This is a genomic window from Solirubrobacter ginsenosidimutans (assembly GCF_027587205.1).
Genome location: NZ_JAPDOD010000014.1, coordinates 93,674 through 116,656, shown reverse-complemented (window position 1 = coordinate 116,656; position 22,983 = coordinate 93,674). Strand labels below are relative to the sequence as shown.

13 protein-coding genes are annotated in these 22,983 nt (G+C 71.9%); 9 read left to right on the top strand and 4 right to left on the bottom strand.

Annotation, left to right across the window (positions count from 1 at the left end):
* Window positions 1-41 precede the first annotated feature (41 nt).
* From OM076_RS16115 to OM076_RS16100, 4 genes are read left to right on the top strand one after another with little or no spacing between them, the layout of a single operon-like run.
* A complete protein-coding gene (locus tag OM076_RS16115; protein ID WP_270041028.1) occupies window positions 42-6,707 on the top strand; it encodes a PKD domain-containing protein in 6,666 nt (2,221 codons plus the stop codon).
* Complete coding sequence (locus OM076_RS16110; protein WP_270041027.1) at window positions 6,704-9,946, top strand: hypothetical protein; 3,243 nt, start codon at window positions 6,704-6,706, stop codon at window positions 9,944-9,946. Before OM076_RS16115 ends, OM076_RS16110 begins: the two co-directional genes overlap by 4 nt.
* Window positions 9,947-9,949: 3 nt before the next feature.
* Window positions 9,950-13,243, top strand: a complete 3,294-nt coding sequence (locus OM076_RS16105; RefSeq protein ID WP_270041026.1) for an Ig-like domain-containing protein — start codon at window positions 9,950-9,952, stop codon at window positions 13,241-13,243.
* Entirely contained in the window at window positions 13,240-15,816 is a 2,577-nt protein-coding gene (locus OM076_RS16100) for a lipase family alpha/beta hydrolase (protein ID WP_270041025.1), read from the top strand. The genes OM076_RS16105 and OM076_RS16100 overlap by 4 nt, the downstream gene beginning before the upstream one ends.
* On the opposite strand, the gene OM076_RS16095 is transcribed toward OM076_RS16100, so the two are convergent.
* The 4 genes from OM076_RS16095 to OM076_RS16080 all read right to left on the bottom strand — a co-directional run bounded on the left by OM076_RS16095 (window position 15,800) and on the right by OM076_RS16080 (window position 19,317).
* Window positions 15,800-16,504 (bottom strand): hypothetical protein, encoded by a 705-nt coding sequence (locus OM076_RS16095; RefSeq protein WP_270041024.1) that lies wholly within the window; start codon window positions 16,502-16,504, stop codon window positions 15,800-15,802. The two genes, OM076_RS16100 and OM076_RS16095, sit on opposite strands and share 17 nt — an antisense overlap.
* Window positions 16,505-16,557: 53 nt before the next feature.
* Window positions 16,558-18,126 (bottom strand): OmpA family protein, encoded by a 1,569-nt coding sequence (locus tag OM076_RS16090; protein WP_270041023.1) that lies wholly within the window; start codon window positions 18,124-18,126, stop codon window positions 16,558-16,560.
* A 93-nt stretch (window positions 18,127-18,219) separates the two neighbouring features.
* Window positions 18,220-18,618 carry a hypothetical protein gene (locus tag OM076_RS16085; protein ID WP_270041022.1) on the bottom strand — a complete coding sequence of 133 codons (399 nt, stop codon included), beginning with the start codon at window positions 18,616-18,618 and terminating at the stop codon, window positions 18,220-18,222.
* 129 nt (window positions 18,619-18,747) lie between these two features.
* Window positions 18,748-19,317: a hypothetical protein gene (locus tag OM076_RS16080; RefSeq protein WP_270041021.1), complete on the bottom strand. Its 570-nt coding sequence runs from the start codon at window positions 19,315-19,317 to the stop codon at window positions 18,748-18,750.
* A gap of 49 nt (window positions 19,318-19,366) precedes the next feature.
* On the opposite strand from OM076_RS16080, the gene OM076_RS16075 reads away from it, so the two are divergent.
* The 5 genes from OM076_RS16075 to OM076_RS16055 are packed head-to-tail and all read left to right on the top strand — an operon-like array spanning window position 19,367 to window position 22,951.
* Entirely contained in the window at window positions 19,367-19,729 is a 363-nt protein-coding gene (locus OM076_RS16075) for a nuclear transport factor 2 family protein (RefSeq protein ID WP_270041020.1), read from the top strand.
* Between the two features lie 28 nt (window positions 19,730-19,757).
* Window positions 19,758-20,291, top strand: a complete 534-nt coding sequence (locus tag OM076_RS16070; protein WP_270041019.1) for a helix-turn-helix domain-containing protein — start codon at window positions 19,758-19,760, stop codon at window positions 20,289-20,291.
* Window positions 20,288-21,445, top strand: coding sequence for a pyridoxal phosphate-dependent aminotransferase (locus tag OM076_RS16065; RefSeq protein WP_270041018.1), 1,158 nt, complete (start codon window positions 20,288-20,290; stop codon window positions 21,443-21,445). Before OM076_RS16070 ends, OM076_RS16065 begins: the two co-directional genes overlap by 4 nt.
* 19 nt (window positions 21,446-21,464) lie before the next feature.
* On the top strand, window positions 21,465-22,043 hold the full coding sequence (locus OM076_RS16060; protein WP_270041017.1) for a hypothetical protein: 579 nt from the start codon (window positions 21,465-21,467) through the stop codon (window positions 22,041-22,043).
* 14 nt (window positions 22,044-22,057) lie between these two features.
* Window positions 22,058-22,951, top strand: coding sequence for a carbohydrate kinase family protein (locus tag OM076_RS16055; protein ID WP_270041016.1), 894 nt, complete (start codon window positions 22,058-22,060; stop codon window positions 22,949-22,951).
* Window positions 22,952-22,983: the final 32 nt, after the last annotated feature.

Genomic DNA, 22,983 nt, shown 5'->3' with positions numbered 1-22,983 from the left:
TCAAGGTGCGGTCAAGGCGGCCTCAACAAGCTGCCGCCTCGATGAATCACGGACGACGCATCGAGCGCGCGGCTGCCTTGGCCCTCGCGCTCGCCGCGCTGCTCAGCGCGGCGCTGACCACCTCGGCGGCCATGGCCGCCTCGCAGGGGCTGGCGGGCCGGATCGCCTTCACCCCGAGCGACAGCAGCATCAAGACCGTCGAGGGAGACGGCACCCGGGGCACGGAGGCCTACACGCGCGGGGGCGACTGGAGTGCGCTGAAGCTCAGCGACCCGGCGTACTCGCCCGACGGGCGCAAGGTCGCGGTCGCGGGTGACGCGACGCGCATCGGGGTCATCGACGCCCGCGCGCAGCAGGGGGACCCGAAGACCGTGGCGCAGGCGGGGGACACGCTGCACGACCTCGCGCGGCCCGCGTTCAGCGCCGACGGCAAGACGATCGCCTTCCAGGCCGCCGAAGGGCTCTTCACGGTTCCCGCCGCCGGCGGCACGCCCGCCAAGCTCGCGCTGCCCGCGACCTACAAGAACGCGGCCGACCCGGCGTACTCGCCCGATGGTCGCCTTCTCGTCTTCACCGCGCTCGACGCCGACGGCGACCGGCGCGTCTACCTCAAGAACTTCGACAACGACGCGATCAGCCAGCTGACGATCGGCAGCGGCCATCAGGACCGCCCGGCCTTCTCGCCCGACGGCGCCAGCGTGGTCTACGTCGACACGCCGCTCGCCCCGGGCGGCGGCTTCGGCCTGCCACAGCTCGCGGTCCGGCCGGTCGCGGGCGGCGCGCCCGACGTCCTCTGGTCCAATCAGGTGGAGCCGGGGCGCTTCGTGACCGGCCGCCCCGCGTATGCGCCGGACGGGACCCGGGTGGCGTTCACGGTCACCAAGCCCAGCGACCCGGCCTGCGCCGGCGAGCTCACCGTCGTCAACGCCGACGGCGCGGCGAACCCGCGCGCGATCGGCTGCTCGACCGGCAGCGTCGACTGGGCCGTGCGCACCGCCGAGGGCGCCAACAAGCTGATGTCGGCGCTTCCGGGCACCACCCGCGAGACCGCGGACCAGACCTCCGGCCCCGCGCTGATCTCCGCCGAGGGCCGCTACGCCGTCTTCACCTCCGACGCGACCAACCTCGTCGCCGGCGTCGACGACGCCAACGGCAAGAGCGACGTCTTCGTCCGCGACCTCGCCGCCGGCAAGACCGCCCTCGTCAGCGCGAACAAGGACAACCGGATCGCGGCCGGCGTCTCCGACTCGCCGGTGATCGACGCCAAGGGCACGTCGATCGCCTTCCGCTCGACCGCGCCCGACGTCGTGGACCGGATCACGATCCGCGGGACCAGCGCGGTCTACGCGCGCAGCGTCGACGGGAAGTACACGACGCTGGTCTCGCGCCAGGCGGGCACGCTCAACACGACCCCGCACGGCGACAGCCGCCCGGTGGCGATCAGCGCCGACGGCCGCCGCATCCTCTACTCGGCGACCGGCGGCGACGTCGTCCTCGACCAGGACGAGAGCGAGGAGGACCCCGACCTCTTCGTCTTCAACCTCGACGGCGGCGCCACGACGCTCGTCACCGCCAAGGCCGGCAGCGCGAGCGCGGCGAGCAACGGCACGCCCGGCAAGGCGCTGTTCAGCGCCGACGGCAAGGTCGTCGTCTTCGAGTCCACCGCGACCGACCTCGTCCCGGGGTTCGTCGACCACAACGGCGCCGCCCCGAACCTCTACAAGCGCGACCTCACGACGAACACGACGACGCTGCTCGACGGCGCCAAGAGCTCGGCCACCGACGGCGCCGCCGGCACGCCGGAGCTGAAGGGCATCAGCCGCGACGGCCAAACGGTGATCTACACGAGCGACGCGCCGGACGTCCTCGCCGACCACGCCGGCGTCGCCCATGACCTCTACGCCCGCACGGGCGCGACCAACACGCTCGCGGGTGCAGGCGCCGACACCGCCGCGCTCAGCGCCGACGGCACCCACGTGTTCTTCTCCGCCGCCGACGGCCAGGTGTGGATGCGCGCGGGCGGCGCGCTGACGCTCGTGACCCGCGGCGTCCTGCCCGAGCAGGGCGCCAACGGGCCGTCGCGGGTCATCGACGCGACCGACACCGGCGACCAGATCCTCGTCTCGAGCACGGCGACCGACCTCACGCCCGCGCTGAAGCACCACGGCGACGAGCCCACGCTCTACCGGATCGCGACGGGCAGCTTCGAGGCCGAGCCGCTCTCCGCCCGCGCCGACGACACCGCCGACAAGACCCCGACGGCCCGCACCGGCGCGATGAGCGCCGACGGCACGGTCGTCGCCTACACGAGCAACGCCGCCAACCTCGTCGACGGCCTGATCGACGGCAACGGCGACGGCACGGACGCCTACGCCTGGATGGAACGGCGCGCCGCCGAGCGCGACCCGCTCAAGCCGACGGTCAAGATCACGACGCCCGCAGACCAGCAGGTCTACCGCGAGGGCGCGATCGTCCAGGCCGACTACAGCTGTGACGACGAGGGACCCTCGGGTCTGGCCTCCTGCGAGGGGCCGGTGCCGGTCGGCCAGCCGATCGACACGTCCGGCACCGGCTCGCTCACCTTCACCGTGACCGCCAAGGACGGCGCCGGCAACACCGACAGCGAGACCGTCACCTACCGCGTCGCGGCCGCGAACAAGAAGCTCACCTTGGCCTCGCGGGCCGCGGCCAACGCCGGCAACAGCCTCCCCACGGGCAACGCGCAGAGTGACACGCCGGTCTTCAGCAGCGACGGCGGCTACCTCGTGTTCCGCTCGGACGCCAAGGATCTCGTCGACGGCTTCATCGACGGCAACGGCGGCGAGAAGGGCGACGTCTTCCGCCGCGACGTGACCACCGGCAAGACCGAGGTCGTCAGCGCCGGCCTCCCGCGCGGCTCCGACAACGGCCGCCCGCGTGGCGCCAACGCCAACGCCTCGACGTCGAACACGGCGCGCGCCATCAGCGCGGACGGCCGCTACGTGCTGTTCAGCTCCGACGCCACCGACCTGATCGCCGCCCAGAGCTCCCCGGTCGGCACCCAGCTCTACCTGCGCGACATGCAGGAGGGCGTTACCAAGCTCGTCACGCACGCCCCCAGCGGGCTCGCGGGCGGCGACGCCGACCCCACCGGCTACGGGTTCTCGCGCGACGGCAAGACGATCGTCTTCGCCTCCAAGGCGCCGGCGCTCGTGGCCGACGACCACAACAACGGCGCCGACGTCTTCACCTACGCGATGGACACCGGCGCGCTGACGCTGGTCTCGGTCGAGGCGACCGGCAAGTTCCCCGCCGCCGGCACGAGCCTCGCGCCGCAGATCTCTGGCGACGGGCGCCGTGTGGTCTTCAGGTCGGACGCGAGCAACCTGACGGGCAAGCCGATCGAGGACGGCCGCGACCACCTCTACTGGCGGGACCTGACGACGTCGCAGACGTTGCTCGTCGACCGCAAGTGGGACAAGCCCGAGGAGGCGGCGAGCGCGAGCGAAGGCGGCGCGCGCCTGAGCGCCGACGGCGCGACCGTGCTCTTCGGCACGCGGGCGGGCGAGATCGTCGGTGGGTATGCGCCGCCGATCGCCGGCGAGGAGACGACGCAGCTCTACCTGCGCGACATGACGACCGGCGGCGCGGCCGTGCTCGTCAGCGCGGCGCAGGACAACCCGAAGGGCGGCACGGGCGGCACCGTCGACGAGGCCCAGCTCTCCCGCGACGGCAAGACCGTCATCTGGTGGAGCCAGTCCAAGCGGGTGATCGCGGACTTCGTCGACCACAACGACCGCGCGGGCTGGGACGACGGTGGCGATCTGTACCTGCGCCGCGCCGACGGCCCGGCGACCCTCGCCGTCCACGGCCCCCAGGGCGCCAACCACGGCCTGGAGATCTCGCCGCTGATCCGCTCGCTGGCCGACAACACCCGCTTCGCGACCATCTACGTCCCGACCACTGGCTGCGACCAGTGCCACTACGCCGAGGACGTCTTCCGCCTCGACCTCAAGCGCGGCCGCTTCAACAACGTCATCGTCGCGGCCAACACGCCGATCGACGACATCGTGACCTCCGACGACGGCCGCCGGATCGCGGCCACGACCGAGGCCGACAACCTGCTCGACGGGTTCGTCGACAACAACTTCAGCGCGACGGACGTCTTCTCTTGGTACGACGCCCCGCCGGTCGCGGTGGCGGACTCGCGCATCACGGGCTCGCTGAAGCTCGAGTTCGACGCGTCGGAGTCCGAGGACACCGACGGCCAGATCGAGTTCTACGCGTGGAAGTTCGGCGACGGGCCGGCCACGGGCGAGGGCGTAAAGGCCCAGCACAGCTACCCCGACGAGGGCAACTACGACATCACGCTGACGATCGAGGACGACGGCGGCAATGAGGTGGTTCACACCTTCGAGGTCGTCGCGATCAAGGGGATCCTGACAACCGGCCGGCAGCCGATCGATTTCATCGGCGTCGACAAGTACCTGCGCTGCAGTGTCGTCCGCGACGGGCCGGTGCTCGCCGACGGCGGCGGCGCCTGCGGCACGTTCGCCGCGGTCGACGGCAAGACGTACGGGCCGCCGGAGATCGTCGACGGGATTGAGACCTACACGCCCGTCAGCCAGGACCTGGCGACCGCGGGCGACGTCACGACGCTCACCACGGTCGTCGCGCTCGGCGCCACCGGCGTGAAGGTGCGCCAGACCGACGCCTACCTGGCCGGCAAGACCTGGTATCGCACCGACGTCGACGTCGTCAACGACGCCGACGCGGCCAAGTCGGCCACGATCTACCGCGCCGGGCGCTGCGCGATCGGCGACGAGGCCGGGCGCCGCTCGCTGCACGACGCGGGCACCTCGATGGCGGGTTGCGACGGCGCCGCGTCCAACGGCCGGCAGCTCGCCGCGTGGTTGCCGCTGAGCGGCGGCGCACGGCGCGACGCGGGTTCCGCCGAGGCCGTGCTCGGGCGCATCAAGGACGCCCAGCCGCTCGCCGACACGTGCGCGTGCGGCACGCAGCCCGACCCGGCCGCCGCCATCGGCTGGCGGGTCGAGGTCGCCGCCAAGGGGCACGCGTCGCTCGGCTCGCTCGCCGCGTTCGGCCCGGACGGCTCGATCCCGCTCACGCTCGCCTTCAAGGCCGACAAGAGCGAGGTCCAGCCGCTGGACGACAACGCGTTCACCGTCACGCTGCGCAACCCCAACGCGGGGGAGCGGGCGGTGTCCGCGGTCGCGGTCGACAACGCGGCCGCGTGGGATGTCACGCCCGGCACGACCACCGGCCTGACGACCGCCGAACCGGTCGTCGACGGCGGCGTCCCGACCTGGAAGGACATGAAGGTCGCGGGGCACGCGTCGGGTGAGCTGCGCTTCGCGGTGCAGCACCGTTCGGGCGAGCGCACGGCGACCTCGAAGGCGACGCCTTCCGGCGGCGACGTCGCGAACCTCGCCGCGACCGGCTTGGCCGACCTGAGCAGCGCGACGGCCACCGTGGTCGCCAAGTCGATCGGCACCGCCAAGCCGAACACGGCGATCACGAGCGGCCCGACCGGCGCGACGACCGATCGCAACCCCGCGTTCACGCTCGAGGCGTCCAAGGAGGGCGTGCACTACGAGTGCCGCTTCGGCGAGGACGCCTGGGCGCCGTGCGAAGGCAACCCGCACATGCCCGGCCCGCTGGCCGACGGCCCGTATGTGCTCGAGGCGCGCGCGGTGGACGCGATCGGCGCCGACGACACGCCCGCCAAGCGGACGTTCCTCGTCGACACCGCCGCGCCCGCCACGACGCTCTCCAGCGCGCCGCACGGCACGATCCGCGACCCGCGGCCGAACTTCTTCTTCTCGGCCAACGAGGCGGGGGCGAAGTTCCAGTGCCGGCTCGGTTCCGGCGCCTGGTTCGCGTGTGAGAGCCCGTACCGGCCGAGTGTGTTGGCTGACGGCGACTGGACGTTCGCGGTGAAGGCGGTCGACGCCGCCGGCAACGAGGACGCCACGCCTGCCACCGCTGCGTTCACCGTCGACACCACGCCGCCGGTGACCGTCATCGACGGCATCACCGGCAAGGTCCTGGGCGCCGCCCGCGGCGGGTCGAGCGCGTCCGCGGGCGGCGGCTCCGGCTCGACCGTGGCGCTCGGCGCCGACGGGGCGGCCGCGCTGAATGTCGCGTGCCCGGCCGACGGCCCGGCGTGCGAAGGCTCGGTGGGGTTGGCGAGCACGCCGCCGACGGCCTCGGCGGCGCAGGTGCGCGGCTCCGTCCCCGCCAATGCGGTGACGCTCGCGCGGGTCTCGTTCTCGGCCCAGCCCGGGCAGACGGTCAGCGTCCGCCTGAAGCTGAGCGCGACGGTGCGCAACACCGTCGAGCGCGTCGGCAAGATGGCGGTCTTCACCACGCTCGACCTCGGCACCGGCACGGTGACCCGTGGGTCGGACGTGGTGCTCACGCCCGACCCGCGCACGGTGCGCCTGCTCAAGGCGGGTCGCACGGTGAACGTCGTCGGCCACGCCGTGAAGCTGCGGCTGCGCTGCCCGGCGGCGGCCTGCAGGGGCTCCGTCCGGATCGGCGCGCATGACCGCGCGGCGTTCTCGATCAAGCGCACGGGCTTCGTGCGCGTGCGCATCGCCAAGCAGACCAAGCGCGGCAAGGAGCTGTCCGTGCTGCTGAAGACCCGCTCGGCGCCGTCCAAGCGGCTGACTTTGACCCTCAGGGCACAGGAGGCCCGTCGATGACCCGCACCCTCGCGTTGCTCGCGAGCCTCATCGTGCTCACGCTCGCTCCCGCCGCGCTCGCGGCGGGGAGCGAGGTGCACATCACCTCAGGGCCCGAGGGCGCCACGCGCGAGAGCGCGCCGGCGTTCGCCTTCACGGCCACCGACGCCGCGGAGTGCCGCCTCGACACCGGCCCGTGGAACCCGTGTGCGAACACGTTCCAGGCGCCCGCGCTGGCCGACGGCAGCCACCTGTTCGTCGTCCGCACCACGGACCACAGCGCGAATGACATCCGCTCGTTCCGGGTGGACACTGTCGCGCCGGCCGTGACCATCGACGGTGCCGACGACGTCACGGTGAACGACATCAGCACGACGGTCAGCTTCGGCTCGCCCGAGGGCGGCGTCGAGTTCAGCTGCGCGGTCGACGGCGAAGCCGCGGTGCCGTGCACGACGCCGTGGACGACGCCGGTGCTGACCAACGGCCAGCGCTCGATCCGCGTCATCGCGACCGACGAGGCGGGCAACGCGGGCGTGGCCACTCGCCTCGTGAAGATCGCCGCGGCACCGCCGGAGACCGTCCTCGACGGCCCGCGCGGGTCCACCCGCGACCGCGAGCTGCACTACGGCGTCTCCGCCGACCGCGCCGGCTCGACGTTCGAGTGCAAGGTCGACGAGGGCGAGTGGGCGAAGTGCGACGCGGCGTTCGATCCGCCCGCGTTCGCCCCGGGCGCGCACACCGTCCTCGCCCGCGCGACCGACGCGGCGGGCAACGTCGACCTCACGCCGGCGGGTGCCGACGTGACCGTCGAGAGCTGCGAGACGAAGGTGACGATCGGCGTCCTGGAAGCCGTCGCGGACTGCTTCACGCGCAACGAGAACGGCAACCTCGAGGCCGAGGGCTCGGTCAAGGTCAACGGCATCACGTTCAACGCGATCGGCGGCCACAAGCTGGTCTTCGACACGAAGAACAAGAAGCTCGCGCTGGGCGACGTGCACCTCAAGCTCGGCTCGATGACGCTCTACAAGGGCGATCTCGGCTACGCGGTGCCCGACGGCGATCGCGTCACGCTCGCGAAGTTCGACATGAAGACGCACTCGCGGACGGATGTGAAGTCCAAGGACTCCGAGAGCGCTTTGGACCTCGAGGGCGACGACAACGCCAACGTCCAGGGCTTCCAGCTCGCGGGCGAGGCCAAGCTCGAGCTGCTCAAGGGCGGCAAGGCGTTGCTCTCGGGCAACGTCACGCTGCCGAACGTCTTCACCGACGCCGAGGGCAACGGGCTCTCCGGCGCCGTCCAGATCGGGTCCGACAACGAGCAGGGCGTGCATCTGAGCGGCATCCAGATCAAGGCCCCGCTGGTGTTCATCGGCAAGGTCGAGGTCCACAACTTCTTCGTCAACTTCGCGGGGGAGCGCAACGGTGACGCGAAGGGCACCTGCAACGCCGATTCGCCCGGCCTGCGCTGGGAGGGCGGCGCCGAGAAGGTCGTGCTGCCGACGCCGGACAAGCTGACCGTCGAGAGCGTCGGCGTGGGCTTCGCCGACGGGGCGTTCTCCTACGCCAAGGGGACGCTGCAGGGCGGCTCGCCGGGGCTCTCGATCGGCGCGGGCGTGCGCGTGCAGAAGATCGCGATCTCGGTCTGTGCCGGCCCGCCGGTGACCGTCGAGGGACGCATTGCGATGACCGCCGCCGACGGCAAGTTGACGATCCCCGACGGCGGCCTCCTGTTCAAGGGCGGCGACCCGTGGTCGCTGCGCGCGGAGGCGCCGAGCGCCGTCTTCAAGGCCGACCGCGACTACACGTTCAAGGACGTCTTCGTCCAGTACGCGTCCTCGGGCGCGATCGACTTCGGCGCGCGGGTGAACTTCTCGCTCGGCCTGAAGGGCTCGGTGCCGATCGGCTCGCTCGACGCCGCGCTGGCGATCGACGCCGGTGTGAAGGGCTGGATCGAAGGCGGCAAGTTCAACGCCGACATCGACGCCACCGGGTGCTTCACCGGCAAGTTCACGATCGGCGACGCGATCCCGGTGAACATCCCGAAGGACCTCTGCCCGAAGATCAGCGGCGTCGTCTCGAGCACCGGCATCGGCCTGTGCGGCGAGCTCAAGGTGGGCGACAAGAACCTCGGCGGCGTCGGGGCGGGCTACGCCTGGGGCGGGGCGCTGAAGTTCATGGCGGGCACGTGTGACGTGGGTGCGTGGCGGGCGACGCGGCCGAGCGCCAGCGCCGCTTCGCCGGGCGCGAAGCGGGTGACGTTGCCGGGTGGGCAGCGCGGCGTGCTCGTCTCCGTGCGGGGGATCGGCCGCGTGCCGGTCGTGACCTTGCGCGGGCCGGGCGGCGCGGTGGTGCGGACGTCCGCCGACGTGGACGCGGCCGCGAAGACCGCGAAGTCGCTCGCGTTCGCCAACCGCGGCGAGAAGACCGTCTACGTGCTGCTCGCCACGCCGCGTGGCGGTCGCTGGACGGTCGAGCCGGCGTCCGGCTCGCAGATCGCCGAGGTGAAGGTCGCGAGCATGCGCCCGGCGGCGTCGGTGAAGGCGCGCGTGACGGGGCATCGGGTGACGTACCGCATCCCGCGGGTGAAGGGTCAGACGGTGACCTTCGAGGAGCGCGGGCGCGGCGTCGCGCACGTGCTCGGAACGGTGCGCGGGGGCGGGCGCGGCACGCTGCGCTTCACCCCCGCGGACGGCGCCGGCGGGACGCGCAAGATCGTCGCGACGGTGGTGCAGGACGGCCTCCCGCGCAAGCGCATGACGGTCGCCACGTACAAGGCGCCGCGGCGCGCCAAGCCGGGTGTTCCGGGCGCGGTGAACGTCGCGCTGGGCGGCGGCGAGACGCGCGCGAGCGCGTCGGGGGCCGGCGCCGCCGACGCGGCGCGACCCGACGAGGCCGACACGGCGCGAGCGTCGAGTTTCTCGCGCTCTGTTGACGAAAGTCGACGCTCGTTGGCCGGCGAGGCCGGTGGTGCCGCCGCGGGGCGGGCCGGCGTCGCCGACACGGCGCGCGCGAGCGCGGCCACGAAGCGCGCACTCACGATCACGTGGAAGCCCGCCAAGGGGGCCGCGCGCTACGGCGTGCGGGTCGTCCTGCCCGACGGGCGCAAGTTGTTCTTCCTGCGCGACGCGGATGACCGCAGCGTGCGTATCGCCGACGCGCCGGCCGACGGCCGCGTGATCGTCCGGGTGGTGGGGCTGCGTGCCGACAACGGCACGGGTCCGGCCGCCACGTCCAACACGAGCCTCTCTGGAGGGAAGTAAGTGATGCAGGGACGCATCCGCCGCCTGGTCGCCACGACCGTTGCGGCCATGGCGCTGTTCGGGACGGGCACCGCGCTCGCCGACGGCACGTCGGTGACCGGTGGGCCTTCGGGCACCACGACCGACGCGACGCCGACCTTCACGTTCACCGGCGAGCCCGGCGCGCGCTTCGACTGCAAGGTCGAGCCCACGAGCCCGGACTTCAAGCCGTGCAGCTCGCCGATGACGGTGCAGCTCACCGACGGCGACTACACGTTCACCGTCCGCGCGACCGACCAAGCGGGCAACGTCGAGACGAACCCGCCGAGCCGGACCTTCACGGTCGACACGAGCGCGATCGACACCGCGATCGACGCCGGTCCCGACGGCCTGACCAACGACCCGACGCCGAGCTTCACGTTCTCCACGGCGGCGTCCGGCGCGACGTTCGAGTGCCGGATCGACGGCGCCAACTCGAGCGTCCCCACCTACACCGGCTGCTCGACGCCGTTCACCGCGCCCAAGCTCCAAAGCGGCGCCTACACCCTCAAGGTCCGCGCCAAGAGCCCAGACGGCAAGGTCGACTCGACGCCCGCCGAGCGCGCGTTCACGCTCGACGCCGACAAGCCGGAGACGACCTTCACGAACGCTCCCGACGAGGGCTCGAAGATCACGATCCGCACGCCGGAGATCGTCACGACCTCCTCCGAGCCCGGCAGCACCTTCGAGTGCCGCCTGGACAACGTCACCAAGGAGAAGGTCGACACGGTCCCGTGGGCGCCGTGCGACGCCACGTGGAAGCTGCCGAGCCTCGACGGCGGCCAGCACACGGTCGAGGTCCGCGCCACCGACCCGGCAGGCAACACCGACGACTCACCCGCCAAGCGCACGTTCACCGTCCTCGTCTGCGACACCGAGGTGCGCTTCGGCGTCATCGAGGCGCTCGGCAAGTGCCTGGCCAACACCGGCACCGGCGCCGCACCCGTCTGGGAGTCCACGCAGAACATCAAGCTCAACGGCCTCACGCTGCCCGTCCTGGACGGCCAGAAGATCGTCCTCACCGGCCCGACGCCGGAGAAGCCGGGCGGCTCGCTGGCGATCACGAACGTCAAGCTCGAGATCGCCGGCATCAAGCTCTACGACGGCGGCTTCAGCTGGGACCTGCCCGACGGCAAAGCGGGCGAGGAGAAGGAGTTCAAGAAGATCGACCTCTCGGGCGCCGGCCAGAAGCTCTTCGGCATGAAGGTCGAGGGCTACGCGGCCCTGCGCCTACGTCGTCCCCAGAACGAGGGCGGCGCCTACAAGACCGTCTTCGCCCTGCACGTCGCGCTGCCCGAGGTCTTCAAGGCCGGCCCCAGCGAGGGCTCCGGCGGCGTCACCGGTGACGTCTCGATCAACATCGACGCCGAGGGCGTCCACCTCGACGGCCTCAAGATCCAGGTCACCAACGCCTACATCGGCAAGCTCGGAGTCAAGAGCGTCTGCCTGAGCTTCGCCGCGGCGGGCTCGTCCGCCGTCGCGCCCTGCACCGCGCCGAGCATCGGCGGCGGCAAGCCGCAGCCGTACATCGAGTGCCGCTCGGACAATCAAGAGGACCGGTGGGACGGCGCGATCGCGATCGTGCTGCCGACCGAGGCCAAGACCGAGCTCGGCCTCTGGGGCGGGCTGCGCGGCGGGCGCCTCAGCCACGCCGGCGCCTACGTCGACAACCTCGGCACCGCCGTCCCGCTCGCGCCCGGCGTCTTCCTGCAGAGCGTGCGCCTCGGCGTCTGCCTCGAGCCGCCGCCCTTCCAGGTCAAGGGCGGAGCGGGGATCTCGCTCGGCCCGTCGGTCAATGGCGTCTCGCTCGTCCGCCTCGACGGCGACATGCACTACTCCGACGCCTACGGCGACCAGCCGTGGTTCATCCGCGCCGACGGCCGCCTGCGGCTGTTCGACAAGCAGGTCGCCTCCGCCTACTTCCAGTACTGGGGCACGGGGATGATCGACTTCGGCTTCGAGGCCGGGATCGACTTCGGGCCGGCCAACATCAACGGCAACGTCGACGGCTGGATCCAGACCAAGTCGCCGTCCACGTTCAACGTCCAGGGTCACGTCGAGGTCTGCGTCGACAGCGTCGCGTGCGCCGAGGGCGACGCGGTCTTCTCGACCGTCGGCGCCGCCGGCTGCATCAGCGTCTCGATCGTGCGGGTCCCGATGCTGGTCAAGAACGACAACTGGAAGTGGTACGCGCCCTGGCGCATGCACGTCGAGATGGTCCCGATCAAGGTCAAGGGCGGCGCGGGCTACACGTGGTCGCGCAAGGACCTCGACCTGATGCTCGCGTCGTGCTCGATCGGCAAGTGGGTGCTGGCGCGCCCGTCGCAGGCCGGTGGCGCCCCGACGCTCGTCCTGGTCCCGGCCGACATGCCCGCCTTCACGGTGCGCATGCACGGCAAGGACGCGCCGCCGAAGGTCGACCTCGTCGGCCCCGACGGCCGCCGCATCGCGATGGACGACTACGAGGGCGGTGGGTTCGTGAAGGGCTCGCACCTGATCGCCACCAACCCCGACGACAACACGACGTCGATCATGGTCACCAACCCGGCCGCGGGCGAGTGGAAGATCGAGCCGCACGCCGACTCGTCCCAGATCACCGAGGTCGACCGCGCCTACGCCGAGCCCGAGCCGACGCTCGGCGCCGGGGTCGGCGGCACCGGCTACAAGCGCACGCTGGGCTACGCGTACGGGACGAACCCGGGCCAGAAGATCCAGTTCGTCGAGCGCGGCGAGCGCACGACCCAGGTACTCGGCGACGCCAAGCCGGGCCGCTGCAAGGCCGAGCCGGGCGGCATCGACTCCGAGATCAAGATGGCCTGCGGCCAGCTGAAGTTCACGCCCGGCCACGGCCCCGCGGGCAAGCGCGAGATCGTCGCCGTCATCACGCAGGACGGCCGCCCGCGCGACGAGAAGGTCGTCGCGACCTACGTCGCTCCGAAGGACCGCCTGCCCGGCCGCCCGCGGCTCCTGCGCGCCCGTCGCGCCGGCAGCAACGTGCTGGTCCGCTGGGCCGCCGTGCCCGGCGCGAACGGCTACACGGCGTCGGTGACGACGTCCGACGGGCGCAAGCTGTCGTTCGCTCCCGCGTCCGCGCGCAAGGCGATCAAGGTGCCCGGCGTCGGCCGCGACACCACGGTCCGCGTCGCGCTGCGCGCGCTGCGGATCGACGGCGCGGTCGGCAAGGCCTCCCGCCTGAAGGTCAAGGCCACGCGCAAGGACAACGTGGCCAAGCGCAAGGCGAAGCCGCTGAAGATCAAGCAGAAGGGAGGCCGTCGATGAGGCGCCTTGCCGCCGTCGCGCTCGCCTCGCTGGCGGCGCTCGTCACCGTTCCCTCCGCCGCCCACGCGGACCGGACGGATGACTTCAACAAGCCGATCCTGTTCGTGCCCGGCCCTGAGCAGGCGGATCCGAGCTGCGCGCCGTTCGACGACATGCAGGAGCACTTCGGCGAATACACGACGACGGTGGCCGGCCAGAAGGTGGGCTTCACGGGGCAGCTGATCGGCCTCGGGCTCTACGCGGGCTCGGACGGATGCAGCGAGGTCGTCGGGGCGGCGCGGGGCGACTCGATCGCGCAGCTCGGCGCCAAGCTCGCCGCCTGGATCAACCAGGCCTACACGTCGCAGAAGCAGCCGGTCGACATCGTCGCCCACGGCGGCGGCGGGCTCGTCGTGCGCTCGGCGCTGGCGCAGCAGCCGAAGCTGATGGTCGAGGACGTCGTCGCGCTGGGTGCGCCCAACGGGGGCTCGGCGGCGCTGGCCGCCGCCTGCGGCAGCCGGGCGGTCTGCGCGGAGCTGGCGCCTGGCAGCGACACGGTGAAGGGCCTGGCCTCCAACCCGCAGGGCGCGGGCGGCACCGACTGGTCCGTGATCGGCTCCGAGGCGGACACGCTGGTGCCCGCCGACTCGGCGGTCGCGATGGTCGCCGAGCACAAGACGATCTACCGCGCCGGCGGCCCGTCGCACGACGGCCTGCTGACCGACAGCTCCGACAACCAGGACGCGAAGATCCGCTACTCGCACGGCGCCGGCAAGTGGGTCGACTGGAACCAGGCGCCCCACGCCGTCGAGCGCGCCGCCGAGGACATGATCTTCGGCGGCGGGGCGAGCGCCGAGGTGTGCGGGCTGCAGGCGACCCAGCCCGAACTGTGCGGCCAGACCCCCGTGATCCTCGTGCCCGGGTTCGGCGCGTCGCAGATCGACTGCACGAGCCAGTTCGGGACGGGCAACATGTGGCCGCAGGCGCTCTTCAACAGCGACCGCTGGATCCAGATGTCGCTGGCCGATGACGGCAAGTCGCCGGCCGGGACGAGCGAGTGCGCGCGGACCGCCGCGCCGAACGGCCACGTGATCCAGAACATCGCCGGCCTCAAGGACTGGGCGAACATCCACGGCAAGTCCTGGGCGTGGCTGCAGCGGATCGCCCCCGGGCGCGCCTACGAGTTCGGCTGGGACTTCCGCAAGGGGCCGGACCAGTCGATCGCGGTCCTGGATCGCTTCATCGACGCGATCCGGGCGCGGCACGGCGTGCAGCGCGTGGCGATCGTCTCGCATTCCTACGGCGGGCTGCTGACGCGCTGGTACATCGACGACCCGCAGCGGGCGCGCAAGATCACGCGGGTGGCGAACTTCGGGTCCCCGTGGTGGGGCGCGCCGAAGGCCTGGTTCGCGCTGGCCTACGGCTACGAGTCCCCCGCGGGCGGCCCGATCGACAGCACCACCAAGCCCGAGATCTTCGGAGCGTTCACGCACAACCTGACGGGGCTGTACTACCTGATCCCGCCGCAGGCCTGGTTCGATGGCGCGCCGCCCCTGCTGCGCAACTGGCTCGAGGTCGACGACCAGTCCGTCAAGAGCGTGACGGGGGTGGTCGACGCGATCCGCGCCTTCAAGGGCAACGCGGGGATCGCGGCCGACGTGGCGAACAATCACGCGGCGCACATCGACGGCTTCAGCCGCAAGAACGGGGTCGATTGGCGCACGTTCATCGGCTCCGGGCTCGGCACGCTCGGCCACGTCCGCGCCTACTCCGACAGCAAGGCGGTGCAGTACTCGTGGATCAACGGCGACGGCACCGTGCCGCTGTTCTCCCAGCGCCAGTCGGCCAAGGCCGGCGACGATCAGCTGGGCGACGACGTCCCGACCTACAACTTCTGCGGGATCCCGCACATGGGCGAGATGGAGGACGCCAAGCTCCAGGACGCCGTGACGCCCTTCGTGGCCACCGGTGCCGACCCGATCGTCGACGGCAACACGCTCAAGCGCCAGCCGTGCTCGATCGACGCGAGCGAGTTCGTCAAGACCGGCAAGGAGGACGAGCGCTCGCTGTGGCTGTCGAAGCTCGCCAGCGCGGGGGCGGCGAGCGTGAAGGCGCACGCCGCGCAGGCCCCGGCGCGGATGACGGTCGACGAGGCCGAGCGTGCGGGCCTGATCGAGGTCATGCACGACGCCGGCCGCCTGACGTTCATCACCAACCAGCCGGTCGTCGTACACAGCGAAGGCGAAGGCAGCCTGCAGGTCACGCCGATCACCGGCGACGGCAAGCGGGGCCAGGCGCGCGTCTACGACGGCCCGGTCGAGGTCACCGCCGACGGATCCAAGAGCACGTCGCCGTCACCGAGTCGCGCGGCGGACGCGAAGGCGCCGCGGACCGTCGCGAAGTTCCGCCGTGGCCGCCTGACGCTGAAGGCGACCGACGCCTCGGGCGTCGCGGTGACGATGGTCAAGGTCGGCAAGGCGAAGGCGCGTCCCTACAAGCGGGCCATGAAGGTGCGCCGCGGGAAGACCGTCCGCTACTGGTCGATCGACACCTTCGGGAACACGGAGAAGGCGCGGACTAACAAAGCCGGCTAGGCAGCTTCGCCCAGTCGGTCTCCGCCAAGGCGGCGCGGATCGCGTTCACGCGGTCCGCGCCGAGCTTCTGCTCGGTCTCCTTACCACCGGCGCGGTCGACCCGCTTGCCGTCGGCGAAGACCTCCAGGCGCTCCTCACCGAAGCTCACGGAGACCAGCGGCGTGCCTTGCGGCGGATCGTCGCCCGCGGGCGCCTCATCGGTGCCGCTGTTCATGAACAGCGCGTCGCTGATCGCGCGCAGCGCCTCGACCTCACCGATCTCGCACCGCGCTTGGAGCTCCACGACCTTGCCGTCGCTCCACAGCCGCCACGTGCTGGGCACCGGCGGCTTCTTGCGCAGCTGGGCGATCGTGGTGAGCAGCGCTTCCAGGCGCGGGGCGGCCTTCGGCCACTCGTCGACCTCGATCGTGCGGCCGCCGAGCGTGAACCTCGCGTTCGCCGCGTCGGGCGGCGGCGGGTCCGAGCCCGCGATGTGATCGGGGAGGTCGGCGGTGGCCTCGATCGCGCCTCGGATCGTGGCGATCTGCTCCGGCGTGAACGGCTCGTAGGCCTTCCACTGCGGCTTGTCCTCGCCCGCGGTGCTGTGGAGCTCGTAGCGGCCGTCGGCGAACACGCGGCCGCCGTAATGGTGCAGGTGGTTGCCCGCCTCGTAGGCCAGCAACAGGCCGGTCGGGCTCGGCTCAGCCACGGGCGTCGAGGCTCCGCATCCGGCCAGGATCAAGATCGCGAGGGCGAGCCATCTCACACGGCGACGGGGTCGCCGGGCGTCGGCGCGGGGAAGTCCCCGGGGCCTGAGGAGGCGGCGCCGGCCGAGCCTGGCAAGGGGTCGTTCTTGGCGGTATGGGTGCCGAGCGCCCACGGGCTCTGCGCCGTGATCTGCTCCAGCGCGGCGTGGAAGGTCGAGTAGTGCTGCGGGCGCACGACGTTGCCGACGGACATGATCGAGTCGGTCGGCTCGCACACGGCGCCCTTGAGCGGCACACCGCCCGAGTCGACCATGTTCTTGACCAGGTTGTCGTGGGTGGCGGTGTCGCCCATCGCCGGCGTGCCCTGGGCGGGCGTCTGGCCGGGGGAGACGAGCGGCGTGGACGCGTATTCGTCGCCGAGGCCGAACGCGTGCCCGAACTCGTGCTGCAGCGTGTTCTGGGTCCCGCCGCTGCCGATCACGATGTCCACGCGGCGATCGTTCTCGACTTCGCCGCCGGTGGCGGTGGTGTCGCCGACGCCCGAGTCGGACACGCGCGTCGTCACGTTGACGAACCCGTGGTCGCGCATGAAGTCGGCGACGTGCGCGGCGCGGCGCTCGGACAGTGCCTGGTTGGCCGCCGGATCGCCGGTCGCGGAGGCGCGGCCGGTGAGGACGACGGGCGTCTGGATCGAGCGCGCGTCGGCGACGCCCGGGCTCGTCTCGGCGCCCTTGAACGTGTCGATCACCTTTTGCAGCTTCGTCGCCTGCCCGCCGACCACCGCGTCCTGGTTGACGCCGAAGGTGACCTTGTGGTTGAGGAAGCTGCCGGATGCGCCGGTGTTGCTCGTGACGTTCATGACCTGGTCGCGGGCGTTGGTCTGGGCGCCGGGCTCGACGTTGGCGCCGAGGCTGACGTCCGCGGGAATCTTGACCGGCTTGATCGTCATGTGGGAGGTGGGCATCGCGGACTTGGCGGCGACCTGGATGTCGACCTTGACCGTGGAACCGAGCCAGCTCCAGCCCTTCTTGCGCAGGAAGAACTCGTGCTGGCCGCTCCAGAAGGGCTCGATCGTCGTCTCGACGTCGGTCATGAACTGGGTCTTCTCGGGCGCGGTGTCGCCCGCGGGCCAGCGGAAGGCGGCGAGGCGGGTCTGGCGCTCGATCTCGGTCGGTAGGGCGTTGGCGTCGGCGAGCGCCTTCTCCAGGCCGGGGCGAGCGACCCCGGCGGCCGAGATGCCGTCGACGAACTCGACGCCGCAGCGCATGATGATCGTCAGCTCGCCCGCTGCGGGGTCGTAGGTGGCGTCGAAGCCGCCGGGGGCGTTGTTGAGCCCGGCGCCACCGGCGCCAGGCGTGAGGTCCGTGCCGCGGCGCACGCCCTCGGCCGCCCAGTCGTCGGCCTCCTTGATCTCCGCCTCGGTGGGGATCTCGTCGCGGGCGAGCGTGCGTCCGTTGCTCTGCGCCCAGCGCGCGACCATGCGCCCGAACGCGGCGTTGCCGACCTTCTGCTGCAGCGCGAGCATGCGCTGCGGGATGGGGAGCGGGCCCGCCGCTTCGGAGACCGCCGCCGCGGGCGCGGCGGTCTCGGTGAGCTGCTCAGCGTGCTGTTGCTCAGTGCTCACGTGGCGACACTAACCGACTTGCGGCGCGTCGGTCCAGGGCAGAACGTGCGGCCTTTCGGGTCACGTGCGGGCACGCGCACGCATGCACGCCAGTCAGAGACCGCCCATCCCCACCGGCGGAAGCCCGGCCTTCTCCGAATCGGAGAACAGGTCCCGCATACCCGTGCCGCCTCCAGGGGTCACGACGTCCACGGGAACACCCAGCGCCGCGACGCGCGTGGGCAGGTCACGGCGCAGCCACTTCGATATGCGGCGCGGCAACGTCGAGACGATCACCTGGTCGTAGGCACCGGTCGCAAGCACGTCGCGAATCGCGTCGAACGGATCGCCGCTCGTGCCCGTCAGGCCCTGCACGGGGCCGCCCGACGCACGCTCGAGAAGCGGCAACGCGACTTCAAGCGTCCAGTCGGTGTTCTCGCCCTTCGGCGCGTCAGGGACCAGCAACGCAAACGTCGACGGCTGATCACGCGCGTACCGCTTCACGGCATCCAACAAGTCGGGGGTCGCGGCCGTGCGGTTGGCGACGACGAGGACGTGGCGCGGAGATCCCATGGATTCCCCCTCTGGCGGAGTTCGTCACGCAGCGTGACGCGCACCCACGTTGCCGTCAAGCGATGGGCACTAATGCGGGTGGTCGCCGCCGCCGGTGGAGGCGGGCGGGCGGGACTCCTCGGCCAGTGACGTGATCGTCAGCTCGCCGCGGGCGGCTTCCTCGAGGACGCCGGTCGCCTCTTCGCCGCTGCGCGCGTACAGCTCGACGAGCAGATGGACGACGATCTGCTCCTCCTCGTGCTTGTGGAAGCGCACGTGGGTGAAGAACTCGCGCGTGCCGTGGTCACCGAAGGCGGCGTAGGCGAGCGCGTCTGCGGCCTCGGGGCCGGAGCACGTCTCCACCGACTCGGCGTCGACGGTCACCGTGCAGGACGCGACCCAGGGCGTTCCCACGACCATGCGCTCCCAGCGGTCCTCCACCGGCTCGATGCGATCGTTGTGGAAGATCAGGTGCGGCTGGTCGTGCATGCAGTCCAGGCACTGGACGACGGCCTCCTGCAGCTCGTCCACGACGTCGGCGCGCTTGCCGGTGTCCGGGTCGATGCGATGGATGCCCTCGTAGTGCACCTGCACTTCGAGGTCCTGTGACCAGCAGCGATAGCAACGCAGCCACGAGCGGATCGGTCCTGCCGTAGACATGGCGAGCCATTCTATGCTCCGCCCCGTGCGCCGCCCGATCGTCGCTGTCTTGGCCATTTCCGGGGCGTTCGCCGGGTGCGGTCAAGGACCGTCCGATACCGACAAGGTCCATGACGTCGTGGAGGCCTTCGGGAAGGCGACGGCGGCGAAGGACTACCAGCGCCTGTGCGACGACCTGCTCGCCCCGAAGCTGGTCTCAGAGGTCGAGTCGGCGGGGCTCCCGTGCGAGGCGGCTTTGAAGCAGGGCCTCGGTTCGGTGTCCGCGCCGAAGCTGACGATCGGCGCGATCACCGTGTCCGGCGACGCCGCCACGGCGGACGTCCAGTCCTCGGCGCGGGGCGAGAAGCCGTCGCGGGACACGCTGCAGCTCGTGCGCGTCAACGACTCCTGGCGGATTGCGTCCTTGAAGTAGCAGCAGTTGCTCATTATGATGCGCAGTCGTGAACTTGGCTGCGTTGCGGGGCGACATGTCGGTACTCGAGCTCTCGCGCCGTTCCGGCGTGGCGCGCAACACGATCGCGGCGCTCGAGCGCGGTGAGGGCAACCCCACGATCGACACGCTCTACGCGCTGGCGGACGCGCTCGGCGTGGCGTTGTCGGATCTGCTGGTGGAGCGCTCGGCGCCCGAGGCCGTGGCGGTCGTGCGGGCGGGCGCGGGGCTGCACGTCGAGGGCGCGGCGATCGACGCCGACCTGCTCGAGCGCATCGAGCGGCCGGGGCTGCTGGCCGAGCTCTACGCCATCCGCTTCCATGCGGGTGAGGCGCGGCACGCGCAGCCGCACCCGTTCGGGGTCGAGGAACGGCTGCACGTGGTGAGCGGGCGGGTGCGGGTGGGGCCGGTCGGCTCGCCCGTCGAACTGGGCCCCGGCGACTACGCGACCTACTCCGGGGCGGTGCCCCATCTCTACGAGGCCCTCGACGGACCGGCCTCGGGAACCCTGTTGATCCTGACTCCCGGGAGGTTCGCCCGATGAAGCGTGCAGCGCGGATGGACGGCATCGCCGGCTTCGGCATCGATCGCGTCGCGGCGGCGGTGCTGGACGGTGACGTGCTGCGGCTGGAGAACCTCGACACCGACCTCGGCCTCCCGCCTGAGGCGGTCGCGGTCACCCGCACCGCTCTGGATGACCCGGTCTCGAACTCGTGGCTGCCGTTCACCGGCGACCTCGGGCTGCGAGCGGCGATCTCCGACCACATCGCCTCGCGCCACGGGCGGGTGTATGACCCCGAGTCCGAGATCGTGGTCACGTGCGGCGGCACCGAGGGTGTGCTCGACGTGCTGCTGGCGACGCTCGACCCCGGCGACGAGGTCGTGCTCACCGATCCGATCTACGCGGGGCTCGTCAACCGGGTGCGATTGGCGGGCGGCGTGCCGGTCTTCGCGCCGCTGTCGGTCGTCGACGGGGAATGGCGACTCGACCGGCTCGCGCTGGCGGGCGCGGTGAGCGACCGGACCGTCGCGCTGCTGCTGATGAGCCCGTCGATGCCGTCGGGCTGCGTGCTCGACGCCGACGACTGGACGTTCGTGGCAAACGTTTGTCAGCGCCATGACCTGTTTCTGGTCTATGACGCGGCGATGGAGGCGCTCCTGTTCGACGGCCGGGCGCCGGTCGGGCCGCTGGACGTGCCCGGGATGGAAGAGCGCACGGTGATCGTGGGCTCGATGTCCAAGGCGTACCGGATGATCGGGTGGCGGGTGGGGTGGGTCGCCGGGCCCGCGTCACTCGTGAGCGACGCGGGGTGGGTGCACACCTACAACACGACCGGGAACGTCTCCGTCTCGCGGCGCGCGGCCGAAGCGGTGCTGCGCGGGCCGCAGGAGCATGTGGCGCTCGTGACGGCCGAGCTGCAGCGCCGGCGCGACGCGATCTTCGACGCATTGCCGGGCTGGCCGCTGGTGCGGCCCGCCGGCGGCTGGTCGATGCTCGTGGACGTGGCGGCGCTGGGCGTCTCGCCGGCCGAGGCTTCCTCGGCGATGCTCTCCGCGGGCGTGGCGGCGACGGGGATGGCCGGGTGGGGCGCGGGCGTGGCCGAGCGCTATGTGCGCTTCGTCTTCAGCGCCGAGCCGGTGGACCGGCTCGCGACGCTCGGCACGCGGCTCGAGCGGACCGGTCTCGTCGGTCGGTGAGCGATAGCCTGGCGCGCGGATGCTTCACCCCGCCGAGCATCGCGCGCTGCGCGAGCTCCACGCCACCGCGCGCCAGCTCGAAAGCCACTGGGCGAAGCTCGCCCGGCGGCTCGACGACGACCTCCTCGCCGAGGGCGCCGACGAGGCACACGAACTGCTCGTCGAGCTGCGGTCGCGGGTCGGCGAGGAGCACGATCTTCACGGTCAGCCGGCCGCCCAGGCCGTCGGTGCGCGGCTGGCCGGTGCGCGCGGCGTTTCGGACCTCCTGCTCGAGCGCAATCAGGCCTTCCGGACCGCGCTGCTGGATCTGCAGCATGTAACGACGCTGCTCGGCTACCTGGCGGCGCTGGCGCGGACGCGTGGGGATACGGCGCTCGCGACGTGGGAGACCGGGTGGGAGACGCGGCTTCGCGCGTTCGAGGAGCGCGGCCGCGCCGCCGCCGTGGCCTTGGGCGCCGATCCGGACGCCGCGATCGCCCCGGCGGATGAAAGCCGGGTGGGCCGAGCGGGAGCGCGCCTCGGTGTCGCTTTCGGGACCCTCGGCGAGGCGATCGACCATTCGCCGATCGGTCGTATGGCCCGGCGCCGCTCAACCTGAAAGAGTTCCCGCCAATGAGCGTCGACGTGGTCGTGGCGGTCCCCGCCTTCATGGACATGACGTTTGTCGGTCTGGAGGGCTTGCCGCAGCTCGGCGAGGAGCGCTTCGCGGGTGACCTGGTGCGCTCACCGGGTGGCGGGGCGATCACCGCGATCGGCTGCGCGCGCCTCGGCCTGTCCACGGCGCTCGCCGCCCCGGTCGGCCACGACGCCGCCGGCGACCTGATCGGCCCGATGCTCGAGGCCGAGGGCATCCAGCTCACCGGGCCCCGCAGCGCGCGGACGCCGATCACGGCGGTGATGCCGATCGGACCCGAACGCGCGATGGTCACCTATGACCCGGGCGTGCGCGCCCGCGCGGCGGACGTCGCCTCGCTCTCCCCGCGCGCGGTGATCACCGGCCTGAGTCAGCTCGACGTGGTCCCCGGTAACACGCGCGCGTACGTGACCGTCGGCGACGACGACGCCCGCGCCTTCGCCGGCCGCCTTCCGGGCGCCGCGTCGCGCGCGACCGGCCTGTTCATCGAACAGCGCGAGGCGCTCGTGCTGACGGGCGCGTCGACCGCGGCGGAAGCCGCGGAGATGATCGGCGGGCGCGTGAAGATCGTCGTCGTCTCGCTCGGCTCCGACGGTGCCGCGGCGTGCGTCGACGGCCGGGCCGTGCAAGTCCTCGGCTACGACGTCGGCCCTTCGATCGACACCACCGGCGCGGGCGACCTGTTCGTGGCCGCCTGGGCCTGGGGCGACGCCGCGGGCCTCGCCGTCGACGACGCGCTGCGCTGGGCAGCGCTCTACGCGGCGCTCTCGGTGCGCGTCCCGACCGGCGCCGGCGGAGCGACCCACCTCGAGGAATTCGTCGCCGAAGGCGCCCGCCGGGGCCTCCCGGCCCCACCCGAGCGGGTCACCTGAGAGGGACGGGCGGCGGCTCGCGCGGGCGCCGG

Coding starts and splice junctions, on each gene's coding strand:
- OM076_RS16060 (WP_270041017.1), top strand. CDS start 21,465: ATGCTTCACCCCGCCGAGCATCGCGCGCTGCGCGAGCTCCACGCCACC.
- OM076_RS16055 (WP_270041016.1), top strand. CDS start 22,058: ATGAGCGTCGACGTGGTCGTGGCGGTCCCCGCCTTCATGGACATGACG.
- OM076_RS16065 (WP_270041018.1), top strand. CDS start 20,288: ATGAAGCGTGCAGCGCGGATGGACGGCATCGCCGGCTTCGGCATCGAT.
- OM076_RS16110 (WP_270041027.1), top strand. CDS start 6,704: ATGACCCGCACCCTCGCGTTGCTCGCGAGCCTCATCGTGCTCACGCTC.
- OM076_RS16080 (WP_270041021.1), bottom strand. CDS start 19,317: ATGTCTACGGCAGGACCGATCCGCTCGTGGCTGCGTTGCTATCGCTGC.
- OM076_RS16105 (WP_270041026.1), top strand. CDS start 9,950: ATGCAGGGACGCATCCGCCGCCTGGTCGCCACGACCGTTGCGGCCATG.
- OM076_RS16115 (WP_270041028.1), top strand. CDS start 42: ATGAATCACGGACGACGCATCGAGCGCGCGGCTGCCTTGGCCCTCGCG.
- OM076_RS16100 (WP_270041025.1), top strand. CDS start 13,240: ATGAGGCGCCTTGCCGCCGTCGCGCTCGCCTCGCTGGCGGCGCTCGTC.